At 61.5% G+C, this 17,074-nt stretch carries 18 protein-coding genes; 7 read left to right on the forward strand and 11 right to left on the reverse strand.

The window, feature by feature from the left end; genetic code table 11:
• Positions 1-5: 5 nt before the first annotated feature.
• On the reverse strand, positions 6-1,022 hold the full coding sequence (locus tag VC35_RS25040) for an arginine N-succinyltransferase (protein WP_046043251.1): 1,017 nt from the start codon (positions 1,020-1,022) through the stop codon (positions 6-8).
• A 564-nt stretch (positions 1,023-1,586) separates the two neighbouring features.
• Here VC35_RS25040 and VC35_RS25045 point away from each other — a divergent pair.
• Complete coding sequence (locus VC35_RS25045; RefSeq protein ID WP_046043252.1) at positions 1,587-2,159, forward strand: histidine phosphatase family protein; 573 nt, start codon at positions 1,587-1,589, stop codon at positions 2,157-2,159.
• The gene (cobF, locus tag VC35_RS25050; RefSeq protein ID WP_046043254.1) at positions 2,159-2,914 is read left to right on the forward strand and encodes a precorrin-6A synthase (deacetylating); all 756 of its coding nucleotides are present in this window, start codon (positions 2,159-2,161) and stop codon (positions 2,912-2,914) included. The genes VC35_RS25045 and cobF overlap by 1 nt, the downstream gene beginning before the upstream one ends.
• Before the next feature lie 7 nt (positions 2,915-2,921).
• Here the strand turns inward: cobF and ftrA are convergent, their stop codons facing one another.
• Positions 2,922-3,896 (reverse strand): transcriptional regulator FtrA, encoded by a 975-nt coding sequence (ftrA, locus tag VC35_RS25055; RefSeq protein WP_046043255.1) that lies wholly within the window; start codon positions 3,894-3,896, stop codon positions 2,922-2,924.
• Between the two features lie 101 nt (positions 3,897-3,997).
• On the opposite strand from ftrA, the gene VC35_RS25060 reads away from it, so the two are divergent.
• Complete coding sequence (locus VC35_RS25060; protein ID WP_046043256.1) at positions 3,998-4,432, forward strand: rhodanese-like domain-containing protein; 435 nt, start codon at positions 3,998-4,000, stop codon at positions 4,430-4,432.
• A gap of 153 nt (positions 4,433-4,585) precedes the next feature.
• Here the strand turns inward: VC35_RS25060 and VC35_RS25065 are convergent, their stop codons facing one another.
• Complete coding sequence (locus VC35_RS25065) at positions 4,586-5,227, reverse strand: type 1 glutamine amidotransferase (protein ID WP_046043257.1); 642 nt, start codon at positions 5,225-5,227, stop codon at positions 4,586-4,588.
• 330 nt (positions 5,228-5,557) lie between these two features.
• Between VC35_RS25065 and VC35_RS25070 the strand changes: the two genes are divergently transcribed.
• The 3 genes from VC35_RS25070 (at position 5,558) to VC35_RS25080 (ending at position 8,459) form a co-directional block, all read left to right on the forward strand.
• The gene (locus VC35_RS25070; protein WP_046043258.1) at positions 5,558-6,337 is read left to right on the forward strand and encodes an ABC transporter substrate-binding protein; all 780 of its coding nucleotides are present in this window, start codon (positions 5,558-5,560) and stop codon (positions 6,335-6,337) included.
• 108 nt (positions 6,338-6,445) lie between these two features.
• A complete protein-coding gene (locus VC35_RS25075; RefSeq protein WP_046043259.1) occupies positions 6,446-7,558 on the forward strand; it encodes a succinylglutamate desuccinylase/aspartoacylase family protein in 1,113 nt (370 codons plus the stop codon).
• 184 nt (positions 7,559-7,742) lie between these two features.
• Positions 7,743-8,459: an alpha/beta hydrolase gene (locus VC35_RS25080; protein WP_046043261.1), complete on the forward strand. Its 717-nt coding sequence runs from the start codon at positions 7,743-7,745 to the stop codon at positions 8,457-8,459.
• Between the two features lie 3 nt (positions 8,460-8,462).
• Here the strand turns inward: VC35_RS25080 and VC35_RS25085 are convergent, their stop codons facing one another.
• From VC35_RS25085 to VC35_RS25110, 6 genes are all read right to left on the reverse strand, one after another.
• The gene (locus VC35_RS25085; protein WP_046043263.1) at positions 8,463-9,029 is read right to left on the reverse strand and encodes a DcrB/PsbP domain-containing protein; all 567 of its coding nucleotides are present in this window, start codon (positions 9,027-9,029) and stop codon (positions 8,463-8,465) included.
• A 189-nt stretch (positions 9,030-9,218) separates the two neighbouring features.
• A complete protein-coding gene (locus VC35_RS25090; protein ID WP_046043264.1) occupies positions 9,219-9,890 on the reverse strand; it encodes a glutathione S-transferase family protein in 672 nt (223 codons plus the stop codon).
• Positions 9,891-9,987: 97 nt separating this feature from the next.
• The gene (locus VC35_RS25095; protein ID WP_046043265.1) at positions 9,988-10,794 is read right to left on the reverse strand and encodes a hypothetical protein; all 807 of its coding nucleotides are present in this window, start codon (positions 10,792-10,794) and stop codon (positions 9,988-9,990) included.
• 282 nt (positions 10,795-11,076) lie between these two features.
• Positions 11,077-12,258: an acetyl-CoA C-acetyltransferase gene (locus VC35_RS25100; RefSeq protein WP_046043266.1), complete on the reverse strand. Its 1,182-nt coding sequence runs from the start codon at positions 12,256-12,258 to the stop codon at positions 11,077-11,079.
• An 11-nt stretch (positions 12,259-12,269) separates the two neighbouring features.
• On the reverse strand, positions 12,270-12,935 hold the full coding sequence (locus VC35_RS25105) for a CoA transferase subunit B (RefSeq protein ID WP_008026717.1): 666 nt from the start codon (positions 12,933-12,935) through the stop codon (positions 12,270-12,272).
• A 36-nt stretch (positions 12,936-12,971) separates the two neighbouring features.
• On the reverse strand, positions 12,972-13,670 hold the full coding sequence (locus VC35_RS25110; RefSeq protein WP_046043267.1) for a CoA transferase subunit A: 699 nt from the start codon (positions 13,668-13,670) through the stop codon (positions 12,972-12,974).
• 174 nt (positions 13,671-13,844) lie between these two features.
• Here VC35_RS25110 and VC35_RS25115 point away from each other — a divergent pair, with 174 nt between their 5' ends.
• On the forward strand, positions 13,845-14,747 hold the full coding sequence (locus tag VC35_RS25115; RefSeq protein WP_046043268.1) for a LysR family transcriptional regulator: 903 nt from the start codon (positions 13,845-13,847) through the stop codon (positions 14,745-14,747).
• A gap of 115 nt (positions 14,748-14,862) precedes the next feature.
• Here the strand turns inward: VC35_RS25115 and VC35_RS25120 are convergent, their stop codons facing one another.
• Both VC35_RS25120 and VC35_RS25125 read right to left on the reverse strand, forming a co-directional pair.
• The gene (locus tag VC35_RS25120; protein WP_046043269.1) at positions 14,863-15,705 is read right to left on the reverse strand and encodes an NAD-dependent protein deacetylase; all 843 of its coding nucleotides are present in this window, start codon (positions 15,703-15,705) and stop codon (positions 14,863-14,865) included.
• 124 nt (positions 15,706-15,829) lie between these two features.
• A complete protein-coding gene (locus VC35_RS25125) occupies positions 15,830-16,876 on the reverse strand; it encodes a class I SAM-dependent methyltransferase (RefSeq protein ID WP_046043275.1) in 1,047 nt (348 codons plus the stop codon).
• Positions 16,877-17,074 lie beyond the last annotated feature (198 nt).

A 17,074-nucleotide genomic window follows, 5' to 3' on the forward strand; every position in this document is an offset into this window, starting at 1 on the left:
AGCGTTCACAGGGCAACCAGCCTGATCGTGCTGCCCTCGGTCACCTTCAGCGCCTCGCACATGACGGCGTCCAGCGTCACGGGTTGCCCGGGGATGTAATCAAGATCGGCGACGATGGCCCGATACTCGTTCAAGGACTCGTTGCTCACCAGAAAGCTGCCACGGGCATCGATCACCGGGCCAAGCTGCGTTACGCCGCACTGGCTGTGGGCGATGGAGCGAATGCCCGCGGTGCGCGCATAGAGCGTCGGGCCGCCATCGAACAGATCGATGTAGCTGTTGGTTTCGAAACCTTCCCGTTCGAGGATATCGAAGGCTTCCTGGCCATCGGGGTGGATGCTGCCGATGCAGTCCTGTGCCGCCTGGGGCAGCATGGGCACGTAGATCGGATACTGCGGCATCAGTTCGGCGAGAAAGGTGCGGCTCTGCAGGCCGCAAAGCCGTTCGGCCTCGACGTAGGGCAAGTCGAAGAAATGCTTGCCCACGGCGTCCCAAAATGGCGAGTGGCCTTCATCACTGCTGTAGCCGACGATTTCGGTGATCACCGTGTCGGAAAAACGCCGGGCGTGGGCGGCGATGAACAACAGGCGCGCCCGCGACAGCAGTTCGGAATGCGCGCTGCGCACCCGCGCGGCGTCGATATGAAAGCCCCGCAGCAATGTGTGGCCACTGAGGTCGTGACACAACGACAGGGCCGGTACGCCGTGCTCGATGTTCAGTTCCCGCGAGGCACTGTTGAAGTGCCGGTTGCGCAGGCTGTAGAACGGCTCGTCGTACCCGGCCGTGGCGAGGATTTCCGAGCAGCCGACCAGGTGTCGTGTCGTCAGGTCTTCGAGTACAAAGAAATAGTTTTCCGGGCCATGAGCCTGAACGTCCTTTTCGAACGAGGCACAGGAATCGAGGATTTTTCCGCGTAACCGTTCGCTGTCGTCGGGCAGGGACGTGACGCCCACGAGGCTTTCACGGGCGAGCCTCTGCAACTGGGGCAGGTCGGCCAACTCGACTGGACGCAAGACCAGCATGGAGACACTCCTGTATCAAACGATTCGGCGGTTTGAGCCGAACCTGACTATCACTGTCGGTTTTTCCACACATTTAATCGGTGGTCATCTGAACATTGTCAGGCGCCACTCTTTTTCTTGTCGGATGTTTCTTGGGATGGACCGCATTAAACGAGGAACAGGCGGTTCGGCCGCAGGCGGGGCCTGGCCAGGCGCTTTGATCGGGTGTTCGAGAAAAGGCATCCGGGCTCCTGCTGGATGAGCGTGGCAAGTGTTTTAACAGTCCGTTGAAAGGAGTATTTAATCATCGCGTACTGCCTGTCTAGTGAATTTTCGTGTGGTCTGCTCGTGCCCGAAAAAGGGGCGAAATGCCTGTGCCAAAGGGCTACGGCGATGTCGTAAAGTCTTGTAGGTGATTGCCTGCGTTGCGGTCAGCCATGACAGAAAATCTGGCAGGAAATGGCTGAAGGAATCCGTTTCAAACAGGAAAATTAAACAGCACCCGGGCCTGCTGTGTTGCGGCACAATTGCGCGATGACGGTCACCTGACGCCGTCGTTTCTTTCCATCTTAAGAGTGATTGCTGGTGCAGGCGACCCGTTTAACCCTGATTTGTCATGCTCGAACCGTCGCACAGAAATTGGCGCGTTTTCCTCTGGACGAAGCTCTGGAGATGGATTGGCAAGCGCTCAGGCTTTCCCGTTGCAATCAGTTCAAGGGCGCTCCGCGTCTTGTCTGCGGCCCGGAGTTGCGCACCCGGCAAACCGCTGAACTGTTCGGCAGTTCAGCGGAGATTGTCGACGCACTGAGGGATTGCGACTTCGGACGTTGGAGCGGTGTGCGCATCGGTGAGCTGCAAAAAAATGCAGCCCAGGCGCTCCAGTATTGGTTGGTGGACCCGGCGTCGGCACCCCACGGTGGTGAGTCGGTGCTGCAACTGGAGGAACGGTTGGGCGCGTGGCTGACAACGTTGCAGTCGACACCCGGGCACATCGTGGCCATTACCCATCCCTTTGTCATCCGCGCCGCGCTGGCGCAGGTGTTGCAGGGGGCAGCGTCCAACCTGATCGACGTCGAACCCCTGTCGGCTGTCGAGTTACGGTTCCATGGCCGCTGGCGACTGCGCTTGCCGGGCACCGACCCCGAGGACTTGCTGTGATGAAAAAACTTCTGGTCATCGGGATCGGTGCCGGCAATCCCGACTACATCACCATGCAAGCGGTGAAGGCGCTGAATCAGGTCGATGTTTTTTTTCTCATGGACAAGGGCCAGAGCAAAGACAAACTCATCGATCTGCGCCGCGAGATTTGCGAACGCTATATCACCGACCCTGATTATCGTTTTGTCGAAGCCAGCAGCCCTGAGCGCGAGCGTGGTGAGGTGGACTACAAGACCAGTGTCGACGACTTGAACCTGGCCAAACAACAGACCTTCGAACGGCTGATCAATGAAGAACTGTCCGACAGCCAGTGTGGTGGTTTCCTGGTGTGGGGAGACCCTGCACTGTACGACAGCACCATCCGGATCCTTCAGGCGATCCAGGCCTCGGGCGCCTGCGGGTTCGAGTTCGAGGTGATCCCCGGCATTACCAGCGTCCAGGCGTTGGCGGCCCGACACAAGGTGCCGCTCAACCAGATTGGCCGCTCCGTTGAAATCACCACCGGCCGGCGTCTGGCGGCAGGGCAGGTGAGCGATGCCGACAGCCTGGTGGTGATGCTCGATGCCCAGGATGCTTACCAGCAGGTGGTGGATCAGGACACCGAGATTTACTGGGGGGCCTATCTGGGGACGCCGGATGAAATCCTGATCCGCGGCAAGCTCAAGGATGTTGCGGATGAAATCGAACGGGTGCGCAAGGCGGCGCGGCTGGCCAATGGCTGGATCATGGATACCTATTTATTGCGCAAGCCTTGAGTACACCTCAAAGAGCAACATTGCCTCCTCGCCCAAACCGCTCCCGATACACCGAAGGCGGCACGCCAACCACGGTTCGAAAGGCCACCCGAAAGCTTTCCACCGAGCGATAACCACAACGTTCGGCAATCTGCTCGGTGTTCTGGTCGCTGCTTTCCAGCAGTTCGCGGGCGCGGCCCAGGCGTTCGTGCTGCAACCAGGTTTTCGGTGACTGTCCGCTGGCTTCGGTGAAGCGGCGCAGGAAGGTGCGTTCGCTCATGGCGGCTTCGCTGGCCAAGTCGCGCACCTCCAGTGGCTCGTGCAAACGCTCACGTGCCCACTGCATGACGCGGGAAAGATCGCTGCGCGGTGTAGGACTGACCGGCGTCGGGATGAATTGCGCCTGACCACCGCTGCGTTGCGGCGACATGACCAGGCGCCGGGCCACGGAGTTGGCCACTTGGGTGCCGAAATCCCGCGCCACCAGGTGCAGGCAGGCATCGATGCCTGCCGCGCTGCCGGCGGAGGTGATCAATTGGCCGGAATCGACATACAGCACGTCCGGGTCCACCAGGATGCCGGGAAAGCGCTCGGCCAGTTCCGAGGTATAGCGCCAGTGCGTGGTCGCACCGTGCCCGTCGAGCAACCCGGTGGCGGCGAGGACGAAAACACCGGAGCAGATAGACAGCAACCGCGCCCCCCGGGCATGGGCCTGGCGCAGGGCGGCGATCAGTTCTGCGGGCACTGCGGCGCTGCGGTCGCGCCAACCGGGAATGATGATGGTGCGGGCATCGGCGAGCAATTCCATGCCGCCATCGGCCAGTACCTGGATGCCGCCCATGGCACGCATCGGGCCCTGATCGACCGCGACGATGCGATGCTCGTACCACGGAAATTCGAATTCGGGCCGTGGCAGGCCGAAGATCTCCACGGCAATGCCGAACTCGAACGTGCAGAGGCCGTCGTAGGCCAGAATCGCGACCATTCCTGGGGTGGGGTGCATTTGGCGGAAAGTTCCCGGTGAGTGTCTTGTGCGCCACTGTAGCCGCAAGCGGCTGGCGGATAAAGTCTTCCCACACCCACCGCTTCTTTGGAGTACAGCCCATGACCAGCCTTGTTCGCGAAATTCCCGCCGCCCCCTCGGCCATCGCCCTGATGCATTTCAGCAACCGTCTGACCTTCGAAACCGACTGTTCCGACGTCTACGGCAGCCTGCAGGCTGGCGAAGTCGATTTCATCCTGGTGGATGTTCGTGGCCCGCTGGCGTTCGAACGCGGGCATGTACCGGGAGCGATCAACATTCCCGGGCGTTTGCTGACTGCCGAAGGTTTGGCGGGTTATCCGAAGAACAGCCTGTTCGTGGTGTATTGCGCCGGGCCTCATTGCAACGGCGCGAACAAGGCGGCGGTGAAACTGGCGGCCCTGGGTTATCCGGTCAAGGAGATGATCGGCGGCGTGACCGGGTGGCTGGATGAAGGGTTTGAGTTGAGTGCCGGGGTGCAGCGGCCGGTGAATGCTGTGATTGGTTGTGAATGCTGATACCCAAACACCATTGATCATTGTGGTGAGGGGGCTTGCCTGTGGCGAGGGAGCTTGCTCCCGCTCGGCTGCGAAGCAGACGCAGTTTTTTGGGGCCGCTTCGCGACCCAGCGGGAGCAAGCTCCCTCGCCACAAGAGTGGGGTCCCCACGGATCAGTGTTCGTTAGCAGCCACCCACCACTCATCCAGTGTCGCCTGCAACCACGCCAACACATCGGCGTAGGCAGCACCGTCCTGCGGCCCCCGTGGCAACGGCGACTCATCGCCAAAATGCGCATTGAGCATGGCCACCGACTCGGCGTTCCACTCCGGATGAAACTGCAACCCCAGCCGCATTGGCCCGGCGCGGTACATCTGCTGCACACAGTGCTCGCTGCTGGCGAGCAACTGCGCGGCAGGCGGCAGGTCGATGGCGTCTTCGTGCCACTCCAGCACCTTCAGCGTTTGCCCATCGATAAAGCTCACGGTGGTCCATCCGGTTTCGCTCCGATCCATCCGCCGTACATTCCCGCCCAGGCTCAACGCCAGCAACTGTGCCCCCAGGCAAATGGCGAACACAGCCGCGTCTTGATCCAGAGTGCCTCTGAGCCATTGCCGTTCGGCTTCCAGCCAGTCCGGGCCGGCATTGGATTCGTAAGGTCCGCCCAACAGGATCACGGGATCGGCGCTGACGGGCGGCAATTGGCCGAGGTCGGCGCGAAACACCTTCAGCGTCAGCCCTCGGGATTCGGCCCAGGTCGCAATGGCGCCCGGACCTTCGGCGGGGTGGTGCTGGATCAGGTTCAACGTGGGCATCACGCTATTCTCGATGGGACGCAAGGGCGCTCAATGTGCCGCAAAACACCGGGTATCGCCAGTCGTCACGTTCTGTCGGATGGCGCCTGAAAGCCTGTAGGTCCGGTCTGAAATCGCGATATATCTGACAGACATTGCACCGTCATGGCGCGTTCACCTCGACACCTCCCTCCGGGTGCCACTTTTCTGTAAATATTTGTCGCCTCGGCGTAATTTGCCCTCCTGTAGCCGCTCTAGACTGCCGGCCACTTCGGTTCCCGCTCACGAAGCGACGACCGAACGCTGCCAATCGAAGCTGCCAATAAAAGCCTCCGCACACAGGAGTTATAAATGAAGAAGCTAGTGATGTTCGGTGCCCTGGCACTGTCGATGTTGTCCCTGACCGCCGTGGCCGAAGACGCCAAGCCGATCCGCATCGGTATCGAAGCCGGCTACCCGCCATTCTCGATGAAAACCCCTGACGGCAAACTCACCGGTTTCGACGTGGATATCGGCGATGCGCTGTGCGAGCAGATGAAAGTCAAGTGCACCTGGGTCGAGCAAGAGTTCGACGGCCTGATCCCTGCGCTGAAGGTCAAGAAAATCGACGCCATCCTGTCGTCCATGACCATCACTGACGACCGCAAGAAGAACGTCGATTTCACCATCAAGTACTACCACACCCCGGCACGCTTCGTGATGAAGGAAGGCACCGACGTCAAGGACCCGCTGACCGAACTCAAGGGCAAGAAAGTCGGTGTCCTGCGCGCCAGTACCCACGACCGCTTCGCCACCGAAGTGCTGCAACCGGCGGGGATCGTACTGGTGCGCTACGGCTCCCAGCAGGAAGCCAACCTGGACATGGTCTCCGGCCGCATTGACGCGTTGCTGGCCGACTCGGTCAACCTGGACGACGGTTTCCTGAAAACCGACGCCGGTAAAGGTTTTGCCTTCGTCGGCCCTGAGTACAACGATCCGAAATACTTCGGTGGCGGCGCCGGCATCGCCGTGCGCAAGGGCGATACCGCTCTGGCCGAGAAATTCAACACAGCGATCACCGAAATCCGCGCCAACGGCAAGTACAAGCAAGTGCAGGACAAGTACTTCAAGTTTGACGTTTACGGCGAGTAATCCAGCCGTTTGGAAAAGTGGCAACCGTCAGACGCGGTTGCCATTTTTTTTGTGCAGTCATTTTCAGCGCAAAGATTCCACAGGTTTCTCTGTTTTCAGGAGTTTTTTATGCAACGCATCGACCACAAACTTCCCTGGAGCCACCTGGGCAGCGAGCGCACCCTCAGCGTGTTTCGTTATGGCGCGGGCACGCGCAAGGTGTACATCCAGGCCAGCCTGCATGCCGACGAATTGCCGGGCATGCGCACCGCCTGGGAGTTGAAAAAACGCCTGGCCGACCTTGAGCAACAGGGACAATTGAACGGTGTGATAGAGCTGGTGCCGGTGGCCAATCCCATTGGCCTCGACCAGCACTTGCAAGGCAGCCACTTGGGGCGTTTCGAGCTCGGCAGCGGCAAGAACTTCAATCGCTCGTTCGTCGAACTCAGTGCGCCGGTGGCCGAGTTGATCGGTGATCGCCTTGGCACCGACGCCCAGGCCAACATCGCGCTGATTCGCCAGACCATGGGCCAGGTCCTCGACGGCTTGCCGGCAGCGCCATCGCAGCTGGAAGCCATGCACCGCCTGTTGCTGCGCCATGCCTGCGACGCCGACATCACCCTCGACCTGCATTGCGACTTCGACGCCGCGATCCACATCTACGCGTTGCCGCAGCACTGGCCGCAGTGGCAATCCCTGGCGGCGCGTTTGAAGGCCGGCGTGGCGTTGTTGTGTGAAGACTCCGGCGGCAGTTCGTTCGATGAATCCTGTTCTTCGCCATGGTTGCGCCTGGCCAGGGCGTTCCCGGCGGCGACGATTCCACCGGCCAACCTGGCGACCACCCTGGAGCTGGGCAGCATGGGCGACACCCGGGTCGACCAGGCCCAGGCCAATTGCGAGGCCATCCTCGGGTTCCTCGCCGAGCAGGGTTTCATCTCCGGCACCTGGCCAGCGGCACCGGCCGAATGCTGCGAAGGCATGCCATTCGAAGGCACCCAATACCTGTTCGCACCGCATCATGGTGTGGTCAGCTTCCTGCGTGAGGCCGGGGAGTGGGTGGAGAAGGGCGATGCGCTGTTCGAGGTGGTCGACCCGTTGAACGACAAGGTCACCGCCGTGCAGGCCGGCACCAGTGGCGTGCTGTTCGCCATCGACCGTGGGCGCTACACCCAACCGGGCAGTTGGCAGGCGAAGGTCGCCGGGCGCGAGCCGATTCGGGTGGGCAAGTTGATCAACGACTGATTCAGAGATTTTTGCAGGTTGTTCGGGCCTCTTCGCGAGCAGGCTCGCTCTCACAGTTGAATGCATTTCAAATGTGGGAGCGAGCCTGCTCGCGAAGGCGGCATCAGTCGCGCCCGAGATGTTCCTGCCCCACCTCACAGTGTTAGGCTCTTCCCCGAATCCTGCATTCCGTGAAGGAAGACCCATGTTGAAGATTCTCGCGCTGCTCACGCTCTTGGTATCCACTGCCGTCCACGCCCAAACCCCGCTGCAAACCGACTTGCCGCTCAAGTACCTGGAGCAGGCCAGCGCCGATTCGAACCATCAACCCCTGGTGATTTTCCTCCACGGTTACGGCAGTAACGAGCAGGACCTGTTCGGCATCAAGGATGACTTGCCCGCGTCCTACACCTACCTGTCGGTGCGGGCACCCTTGGTGATGGAGGCGGGTAGCTATCAGTGGTTTCGCAAGAAGGGCGAAGGGGCCTACAACGGCGAGACCGATGATCTGAAGTCCAGCGGCCAGTTGCTGCTGGATTTCGTCGCACAGGCCACGAAGAAATATCACACCGAACCCGAGAAGGTGTTCCTGGTGGGCTTTAGCCAGGGCGCGATCATGTCCTACGAAACAGGCCTGCGGCATCCCGAGGCGCTCGGTGGGATCGCTGCATTGAGCGGACGGATACTGCCGGTGCTCAAGTCCGAGCTCCAGCCGGATGAAAAACGCCAGTCCCTGGCGATTTTCATCGGTCATGGCGAGCAGGACAAACGCCTGCCATTGAGCGACGGCACCGAAGCCAATAGCCTGTTGCAGAGCGTGTCACTCGAACCCGAGTTTCACGCCTACCCCGGTGTCGGTCACAACATCAGCGCCGACGAGATACAGGACTTGAGCGCCTGGTTGCAGCGCCTCAATCCCTGAGATTCATTTTCCGCTGACGATCTGTTTGATCAGGGTTTCGTGTGCCGCCATGTCGCCTGGGCGGGAAATCACCTGGATCACCGCCATGCGAGTGCCTGATGCGGCCATCAGCGTGGTGGTGAGGGTCATGCCGCCGCCCTGCGTGGCAGTGCCGTCGACCTGGCGCAGGCCCAGCCCGGTTTTTTGAGTCAGGGCTTTCTCGCTGAGCTTGTTGTAGTCGGGCAGGGATTTGTGTTGCGCCGCTTCGAAATCGGCCACGGTACCGTCGAGGAACCTGCCGTCGTTGTCCTTGACGCTGACACCGTTGGGCAGGGTGTTTTCTGCGGCGATCACCACGGTCTTGGTGGTCTCGTTGCTGTACAGGGTGCCGCTGGCACCGTCCGGGCTGGCCGGCAGCGGGTTGGCGATGAAACCCTTGGGCAGGTTGAAGGTGAACTTGCTGCCGAGCATCGAGACTTTCTGGGCGGGCGCATCGCTGGACGTGGCCTTGGCAGCCTGCGCATTCAAAGCCCCAAGGCCGGTAGCGGCGGCCAGCAGCAGGACAAGGGCTTTTTTACTCAACAATGACATCGGGATCTCCAGGGATGGGCGCGCGGTGGGGCGCGATCATCCCACGGAGGTTGTGATGCGTTCCAGTGTGCTCTACCGAGCGGTCACTTAGGCAAAGCAGCGATCGGGGGTTAGGTGGCTTACCTGTGGCAAGCTCCCTCGCCACATTGATCACTCATTTCATCACCCTCGAAGGCTGGAACCGGCGGGTTACGCCTGGTTTTGTGGGAACAGGTTGCGACGGGTTTCTTCGTCGAATTCGGCCTTGAGCACCAGTTTCTCTTTCAGACCGTGGGCACGCTGGGCGGCGGGGCGGGCGCTGATTTCATCGTACAAGCGTTTGACGTTCGGGTACGCCGCCAGACCGCTCTCGCCGAGGATGTAGGGCGCGTAGTTGACCCAGCCCCACAAGGCCATATCGGCGATGCTGTAGGTGTCGCCCGCCAGGTACTGATGTTGGGCCAGGCGCTCGTCGAGGATGCGGTAGTGGCGTTCGACTTCCTTGAAGTAGCGGTTTTTCGCGTAGGGCAGATCTTCCGGTGCGTGGTGCAGGAAGTGCACCGCCTGGCCGGAGAACGGCGACAGGCCGGTGCCGATGAACATCAGCCACGACAGCATCTCGGCCTGACCGGTAGCGGAGGTCGGCAGGAAGCGCTGATGTTTGTGCGCCAGGTGCAGCAGGATCGCCTGGGAGTCGAACACGATGGCATCGCCATCCACCAGCGCGGGTACCTTGGCGTTCGGGTTGATCGCCAAAAAGGCTGGCTGGTGTTGCTCGCCCTTGAAGGTGTCGACGCCGATCAACTCGTACGGCGTTTGCAGCTCTTCGAGCAGCAGGGCAACTTTCATTGGGTTCGGTGACGGGTGGAAAAAGAATTTCATGGTGCAGGCCTCAGTCGGGTAGGGGTTGGAACTGAGGTCAATGTTGAAGCAAACCCGTTCGATTGACGTGCGAGGTTGTTGTTCTACTCGTGCGAAATCATCGAACAGGTTTCGTTGCTTTGATGCTTCCTTCAGTGTCCGTCGCCGGGCTGGCCGGTCGCGCCAGCAGGCGTCTGGTCACGCCCAGCATGGCCACCGACACCGCGACGCCCAGCACAAAAGCGTTCATTCCCATCGTCGGCAGGGCCAGGGCCAACACCAGGCAAAAGGCGGCGAACGAGTACATGCCGGTGGCGGTGGCGCGCAACAGCGCGGCGGTAAAGGCCGGGCCACGGGTTTGCTGGGAGAACACCGCCATCACGCTGCCCAGTACCGGGAATACCGCCAGCAGGCCGCTCCAGCGGTCGCCGACGGTGCTGGCCAGCAGCGTGACGACCAGGGTGAGCAATGCACCGGCCACCATGCGCAACAGGAGCTTGTCGGATTTCGGCGCCGGGCCACTGAGCACCGGTTGCACGGTGGGGAACAGGTAGGGTGCGGCGAGCAGCGCGGTGGCGGCGGCGCACACCGAAAACACCACGGAGGCCGGGATCAGCGACAGGACAACCGCCACCAGTGCCCAAACCGATAGCGAGATCAGCAGCGCCAGCGGCCATTCGGCCCGTTGCGCGACCTGGGCGTAGGTCACGCAGAACGCAATCATCGCGAACATGGCTGACAGCGCGGCGGTGGCCGATTGCGCGGCGAACGCCTGACCTTGTTCGAGGGCGAGGAACAACAGGATCGGCCCGACCACCACCGGCAACCCCGACAACCAACCGGCCACGCTCGGCCCCCAGCGTTTGCCAGCCAGGGAAATCAGTAGCAGGAAGCCTGGGATCAGCAGTAACTTGAGGATCAACACGCGCACGTCTCCGACCTGTGTGAGGCAGCAACGGTAACATTGCATCGAGTAGTTTGCTTTATGTGTGTGCGAATTTTGTATACAAAATTAAGGCCCTTTGGAATTTGTGCCAAAGGCCTTTGCGCATACGTTTTTTGGGCAGCCTGCGATGAACGATAACGCGGTCCACCTGAAAAAACGCAGGCAAAAAAGAACCCGGTGCGACTTACATCGCACCGGGTGTTTTTCCAGACGGTCACGGATCTTCGTGGGTCCCCGCGCCGTCTGTTGAACGCTGTTGGCTTACGCCCGTTCGAGCGCCAGTGCCACGCCCTGACCACCACCGATACACAGGGTGGCGAGGCCTTTCTTGGCGTCACGCTTGAGCATTTCATGCAGTAGGGTCACCAGCACGCGGCAACCCGAGGCACCGATCGGGTGACCCAGGGCGATGGCGCCGCCGTTGACGTTGACCTTGTTCAAGTCCCATTCCAGGTCCTTGGCCACGGCCAGCGATTGCGCGGCGAAGGCTTCGTTGGCTTCAACCAGCTCAAGCTGGTCGATGTTCCAGCCGGCCTTGTCCAGGCAGCGGCGGGTGGCCGACACCGGGCCGATGCCCATGATCGCCGGATCGACGCCTGCGTTGGCGTAGGCAGCGATTTTTGCAAGCACCGGCAGGCCGAGGGCCTTGGCCTTTTCGGCGCTCATCAGGATCACGGCCGCGGCGCCGTCGTTCAGCGACGAAGCGTTGCCGGCGGTCACCGAGCCGTCCTTCTTGAAGGCGGCTTTGAGTTTGCCCAGGGATTCGGCGGTGGTGCCGGCCCGTGGTTGCTCGTCGGTGGCGAAGGACAGCGGATCGCCCTTGCGCTGCGGGATCAGGATCGGGGTGATTTCATCGACGAAGCGCCCGGCTTCGATGGCGGCCACGGCTTTCTGCTGCGAGGCGGCGGCGAACGCGTCCTGCTGCTCGCGAGTCAGGCTGTATTTCTCGACCAGATTCTCGGCAGTGATGCCCATGTGGTAATCGTTGAACGCATCCCACAGGCCATCGCTGATCATGGTGTCGACGATTTGCCCGTTGCCCATGCGCAGGCCGGTGCGGGCACCGGGCATGACGTAGTTGGACAGGCTCATGTTTTCCTGGCCACCGGCGATGATCACTTCGGCATCGCCGCAGCGGATCGCCTGGGCGCCCAGGTGAAGGGCTTTAAGGCCCGAGCCGCAGACCTTGTTCAGGGTCATGGCCGGTACGGCGAAGGGCAGGCCGGCCTTGATCGCGGCCTGGCGCGCAGGGTTTTGGCCGGCGCCGGCGGTCAGCACCTGGCCTATGATCACTTCATCGACTTGCGCAGGGTCCAGGCCGGTTTGCGCCAGTAGCTGGCGGATCACCGCAGCGCCCAGGTCAACCGCGGAGACATTGGCCAGGGATCCCTGGAAGCTGCCGATCGCGGTGCGCGTGGCGGCAACAATGACGACTTCTTGCATGGAATGATTCCTCACTGGGCAGCGAACTGCATTTCCGGCACGTGGTCCGGCACGATCAGTTTACCGGCAGTCTTGGCGACGATCTCTTCGACGCTGACGCCCGGTGCGCGCTCTTTCAGAATGAACGCGCCGTTTTCAATTTCCAGGTAGGCCAGGTCGGTCAGTACGCGCTTGATGCAACCGGCGCCGGTCAGCGGCAGGCTGCATTGGGACAACAGCTTGGACTCACCGTCCTTGGACGCGTGGGTCATGATGACGATGATGTTGTCGGCGCCGGCAACCAGGTCCATCGCGCCGCCCATGCCCTTGACCAGTTTGCCGGGGATCATCCACGAGGCAATGTTGCCTTGCACGTCCACTTCAAAGGCGCCCAGCACGGTCAGGTCGACATGACCACCGCGGATCATCGCGAAGGACTCGGCGGAGGAGAAAATCGACGCGCCGGTACGTGCGGTCACGGTTTGCTTGCCGGCGTTGATCATGTCGGCATCGATGGTTTCTTCGGTAGGAAAAGGACCCATGCCCAGCAGGCCGTTTTCCGACTGCAGCATGACTTCCATGCCTTCGGGGATGTAGTTGGCGACCAGGGTCGGAATGCCGATGCCCAGGTTCACGTAGAAGCCGTCCTGCATTTCGCGGGCGACGCGTTGAGCCATTTGTTCGCGGGAAAGTGCCATTGTTGTTATTCCTTCATTCGGTCCGGGGGCAGGGGATCACTTACGCACGGTGCGCTGTTCGATGCGCTTCTCGAACGTGCCGCAGATGATCCGGTCGACGTAGATGCCAGGGGTGTGGATCTGCGCCGGGTCCAGCTCGCCGGGTTCGACGATTTCTTCGACTTCGACCACGGTGATCTTGCCGGCGGTGGCCGCCAGCGGGTTGAAGTTCTGCGCGGTGTGGCGATAGATCACGTTACCGAAGTGGTCGGCTTTCCAGCCTTTGACGATGGCGAAGTCGCCGGTGATGGACTCTTCCATCAGGTACTTGCGGCCATGGAATTCGCGGACTTCCTTGCCTTCGGCGACAGGCGTGCCAACGCCGGTGGCGGTGAAGAAGGCCGGGATGCCGGCGCCGCCTGCGCGCATTTTTTCGGCGAGGGTGCCTTGCGGGGTCAGGGTGACTTCGATTTCACCCTTGAGCAGTTGCTCTTCGAACAGCTTGTTTTCGCCGACGTAGGACGCCACCACTTTGCTGATCTGGCGGTCGGTCAGCAGTACGCCGAGGCCGAAACCGTCGACGCCGCAGTTGTTGGAGACGACGGTGAGGTCGCGAGTACCTTTGCGCTTGATCTCGTTGATCAGGTTCTCCGGGATCCCGCACAGACCAAAGCCGCCGGCGATCACGGTCATGCCGTCTTCAAGACCTGCCAGAGCTTCCTCGTAGGAACTCACGCGCTTGTCGAAACCTGCCATATGCACCTCTTTTATTCTTTGTGGGCGGCTGGCTAGCCGAATGGGAAGGAGTGTCTCGCTGCAAGATTCATTTGTTAAGTTGTTTTTTAGATCTGATTGATTGATAAAGCTCATTAAACGCTGCTTTAATCTTGCAGCTTGAAGCTTGTAGCTTACAACTGGAGCGAAGCGACTATGACCGTCAAGCAGATCCGCGCCTTTCTGGCGGTGGCCCAGAGCCTGAGCTTTGCCGTGGCCTGCGAGCGCCTGCACCTGTCGCAATCGGCCCTTAGCCTGACCATCAAGGCGCTGGAGGAGGGCCTGGGCGGGCGCTTGTTCACCCGCACCACGCGCAACGTGGCGCTCACCGCCGAAGGCGAATCCCTGGTGCCGCTGGCGCGCCGGTTGATCGCCGACTGGGACAATGCCGAGGATGAGTTGCGCCAGCGCTTCACCCTGCAGCGCGGCCGCGTGACCCTGGCGGCGATGCCGTCGTTCGCCGGCAACCTGCTGCCGCCGATCCTCAAGACCTTCCGCGCCCGTTATCCGAATGTCAACGTGACGGTCAATGACGTGATCAACGAACAAGTGCTGGAAATGGTCCGGGACCGCCAGGTGGAACTGGGGGTGGCGTTCGAGCCGACCCAGAGTTCGTCGCTGCAATTCACGCCGTTGTACATCGACCGCTTCGTCGCGGTGGTTCCCCTGGATTCGGCGCTGGCCGAACTCGATGACATCGACTGGCAGACCCTGCTCAAGGAGCCGTTCATTACCCTGCAGCGTCCGTCGACGGTGCGGGTGATGCTGGAAGAACACTTGCAGGCCCGGGGCATGAAGCTGCCGGTGGAGTTTGAAAGCCATCAACTGGCGACGGTCGGGCGCATGGTCGCCAGTGGCCTGGGCGTGAGCGCAGTGCCGGCTTTGTGTGCCGGGCAGATGCGTGAACTGGGGGCGCGTTGCATTACCTTGCGCGACCCGGTGGTGGAGCGGGCTCTTGGGGTGCTGACGTTGCCGGGGGGAGAACTGTCGGCGGCGGCGCAGGCGTTGTTTGATGTGCTCAAAGAGGAAAACCTTGGGCAGCGAGTTGCCATGAGTTGATCACGATCCCCTGTAGGAGCGAGCCTGCTCGCGATGACGGTGTGTCAGTCGACAGAGATGTTGTATGTGCTGGCCCCATCGCGAGCAGGCTCACTCCTACAGAGATTGGGTTTTGTCAGTGGTTAAGGCGTTGGGCCAATAACGGAAGAAGCTGCTCACACGACCCCTCGATCTTCAAATCCAGCATCTCATCGGCCCGGGTCTTGCCCAGGTTGATCGCAATCAACGGCTTGCCCTGATCCACCACCGCCCGACACAAGCGAAACGCCGAATAGGCCATCAACGACGAGCCAATCACCAACAGCCCGGCAGCCTGTTCGACGGCGGCCATCGCCTTGGCCGCCGTGGCCTGTGCGACGTTCTCGCCAAAAAACACCACGTCTGGCTTCATCCGTTCCCCGGCGCAATGCGGGCAGTGCGGGACCTGGAAGCGTGCCTCGAAGGCCGGGTCGAGCAAGGTGTCGCCGTCCGGCGCCTGCACCGCATCGACGCCGGCCAGGTACGGGTTCTGTGTTTCCATCAGGCGCTGGATCGAATCGCGCTCACTACGCTGGCCACAATCCAGGCACAGCACCCGGTGCAGACTGCCGTGGAGTTCGATCACGTCACGGCTGCCGGCCTGGTCGTGCAGGGTGTCGACGTTCTGGGTGATCAACCCGCTGATCTGTCGCGTGCCTTGCAAACGGGCCAGGGTGGCGTGGGCCACGTTCGGTTGTGCCAGTCGCACCCGTGGCCAGCCGAGCATCGCCCGCGCCCAATAGCGCCGCCGGGACTCCGGCGCCGAAAGAAATTCCTGGTACATCATCGGCTGCCGGCCACGCCGCACGCCCTGGTTGTCGCGATAATCCGGGATGCCCGAGGGCGTGCTGATACCGGCACCGGTCAGCACGGCAAACGGCTGATCCGTCATGAGCTGATGGAGGCGATCGAGTTGGTCACGGGTCTGGCGGTCGAGCATACCGGGAAACCTGTAGGAGCGAGCTTGCTCGCGATGGAGTGTCAGTCGACATCAATATAGCTGACACACCATCGTCGGAACGCCGCCCGGAGCAAGCTCGCGCCTACAGAGATGGCGGCGGGGATTATTTACGCGCCTCCAGGATCAGGTTGAACGGTGTTTCCGTGGCCCGGCGGAAACGGGTGAATCCGGCCTCGCTGAACACTTTGCGCAACCGCGTTTCACCGGCCTGAGCTCCGAGGCCGAGGCCGACTTCCTGGGACAACGAGTTGGGCGTGCAGATGAAGGTCGACGCCGCGTAGAACAGGCGTCCGACCGGGTTGACGTTGTCGTCGAGCAAATCGTTGGCGTAGGGCTCGACCAGCAGCACCGTGCCATCGTCCTTCAGCGACTCATAGGCATGCTTGGCCGCGCCCACCGGGTCGCCCATGTCGTGCAGGCAGTCGAAGTAGCAGATCAGGTCATAGTCGCTGCCGGGGTAACTTTTTGCGGTGCCCTGGAAGAACTTGGCCCGGCTGGACACACCCCCTTCTTCGGCCCGTTGGGTGGCAACGGTAACGGACGGCGCGTGGTAGTCGAAACCGACGAAGCGCGAATCCGGAAACGCCTGGGCCATGATCACTGTCGAGGCGCCGTGCCCGCAGCCGATGTCCGCCACTTTGGCCCCGGCCTCCAGTTTGGCCATCACGCCGTCGAGTGCCGGCAACCATTCGGCGACCAAATGGGCCTTGTAGCCGGGGCGGAAGAAGCGTTCGGTCCCGCTGAACATGCACGGATGGTGATCGCCCCAGGGCAGGGCGCCGTTGCCGCGCATGGCGTTGACCAGTTTGTCCTTGTCATGGAAAAACGACGCGACCACGCCGATTCCGCCCGCCACATAAACCGGTGAGTCTTCGTTTGCCAAAGCCATGGCTTGCTCTTCGGGCAGACGGAACTGGCCGTCGCGGTGTTCCATGTAGCCGGAGGCGGCATGGGCGCTGAGCCATTCGCGCAGCAGGCGGGTGTTGCAGCCGGTTTTGGCGGCGAGTGCTTCCGGGGTCATCGGCTGACTGTCGGCCATCGCCCGGTACAGACCGAGCTCTTCGCCGAGGATGACGTTGGCGAGCATCGCCGCGCCGCCCATGTCATTCACCAGTTTGCCCATGAAATCGTTGAGTCTGGCCTCGTCCATCATGTGTGCTCCTTCAGCAGGATCACGGTCCAGGGGCATTGTTTGGCGAGGCGTTCGCCGCTGGGCGGTGGTCGTGGGAATGTACAGGGCACCAAGCGGGCCCTGTGTGCAGTAAGTTTAGTCCGAGCCTTGTACCGCGCGGTCTGACGCGACGAAAGCAACGTTTTTCCTGCCGCTACGCCTCCCTGTGGGAGCGAG

This window comes from Pseudomonas fluorescens (assembly GCF_000967965.1).
In the GTDB taxonomy this organism is placed as follows: Bacteria; Pseudomonadota; Gammaproteobacteria; order Pseudomonadales; family Pseudomonadaceae; genus Aquipseudomonas; species Aquipseudomonas grandcourensis.

Coding starts and splice junctions, on each gene's coding strand:
- VC35_RS25105 (WP_008026717.1), bottom strand. CDS start 12,935: ATGGCACTTTCCCGCGAACAAATGGCTCAACGCGTCGCCCGCGAAATG.
- ftrA (WP_046043255.1), bottom strand. CDS start 3,896: ATGCACCCCACCCCAGGAATGGTCGCGATTCTGGCCTACGACGGCCTC.
- VC35_RS25075 (WP_046043259.1), top strand. CDS start 6,446: ATGCAACGCATCGACCACAAACTTCCCTGGAGCCACCTGGGCAGCGAG.
- cobF (WP_046043254.1), top strand. CDS start 2,159: ATGAAAAAACTTCTGGTCATCGGGATCGGTGCCGGCAATCCCGACTAC.
- VC35_RS25060 (WP_046043256.1), top strand. CDS start 3,998: ATGACCAGCCTTGTTCGCGAAATTCCCGCCGCCCCCTCGGCCATCGCC.
- VC35_RS25070 (WP_046043258.1), top strand. CDS start 5,558: ATGAAGAAGCTAGTGATGTTCGGTGCCCTGGCACTGTCGATGTTGTCC.
- VC35_RS25110 (WP_046043267.1), bottom strand. CDS start 13,670: ATGGCAGGTTTCGACAAGCGCGTGAGTTCCTACGAGGAAGCTCTGGCA.
- VC35_RS25125 (WP_046043275.1), bottom strand. CDS start 16,876: ATGGACGAGGCCAGACTCAACGATTTCATGGGCAAACTGGTGAATGAC.
- VC35_RS25120 (WP_046043269.1), bottom strand. CDS start 15,705: ATGCTCGACCGCCAGACCCGTGACCAACTCGATCGCCTCCATCAGCTC.
- VC35_RS25085 (WP_046043263.1), bottom strand. CDS start 9,029: ATGTCATTGTTGAGTAAAAAAGCCCTTGTCCTGCTGCTGGCCGCCGCT.
- VC35_RS25080 (WP_046043261.1), top strand. CDS start 7,743: ATGTTGAAGATTCTCGCGCTGCTCACGCTCTTGGTATCCACTGCCGTC.
- VC35_RS25090 (WP_046043264.1), bottom strand. CDS start 9,890: ATGAAATTCTTTTTCCACCCGTCACCGAACCCAATGAAAGTTGCCCTG.
- VC35_RS25040 (WP_046043251.1), bottom strand. CDS start 1,022: ATGCTGGTCTTGCGTCCAGTCGAGTTGGCCGACCTGCCCCAGTTGCAG.
- VC35_RS25100 (WP_046043266.1), bottom strand. CDS start 12,258: ATGCAAGAAGTCGTCATTGTTGCCGCCACGCGCACCGCGATCGGCAGC.
- VC35_RS25065 (WP_046043257.1), bottom strand. CDS start 5,227: ATGCCCACGTTGAACCTGATCCAGCACCACCCCGCCGAAGGTCCGGGC.
- VC35_RS25115 (WP_046043268.1), top strand. CDS start 13,845: ATGACCGTCAAGCAGATCCGCGCCTTTCTGGCGGTGGCCCAGAGCCTG.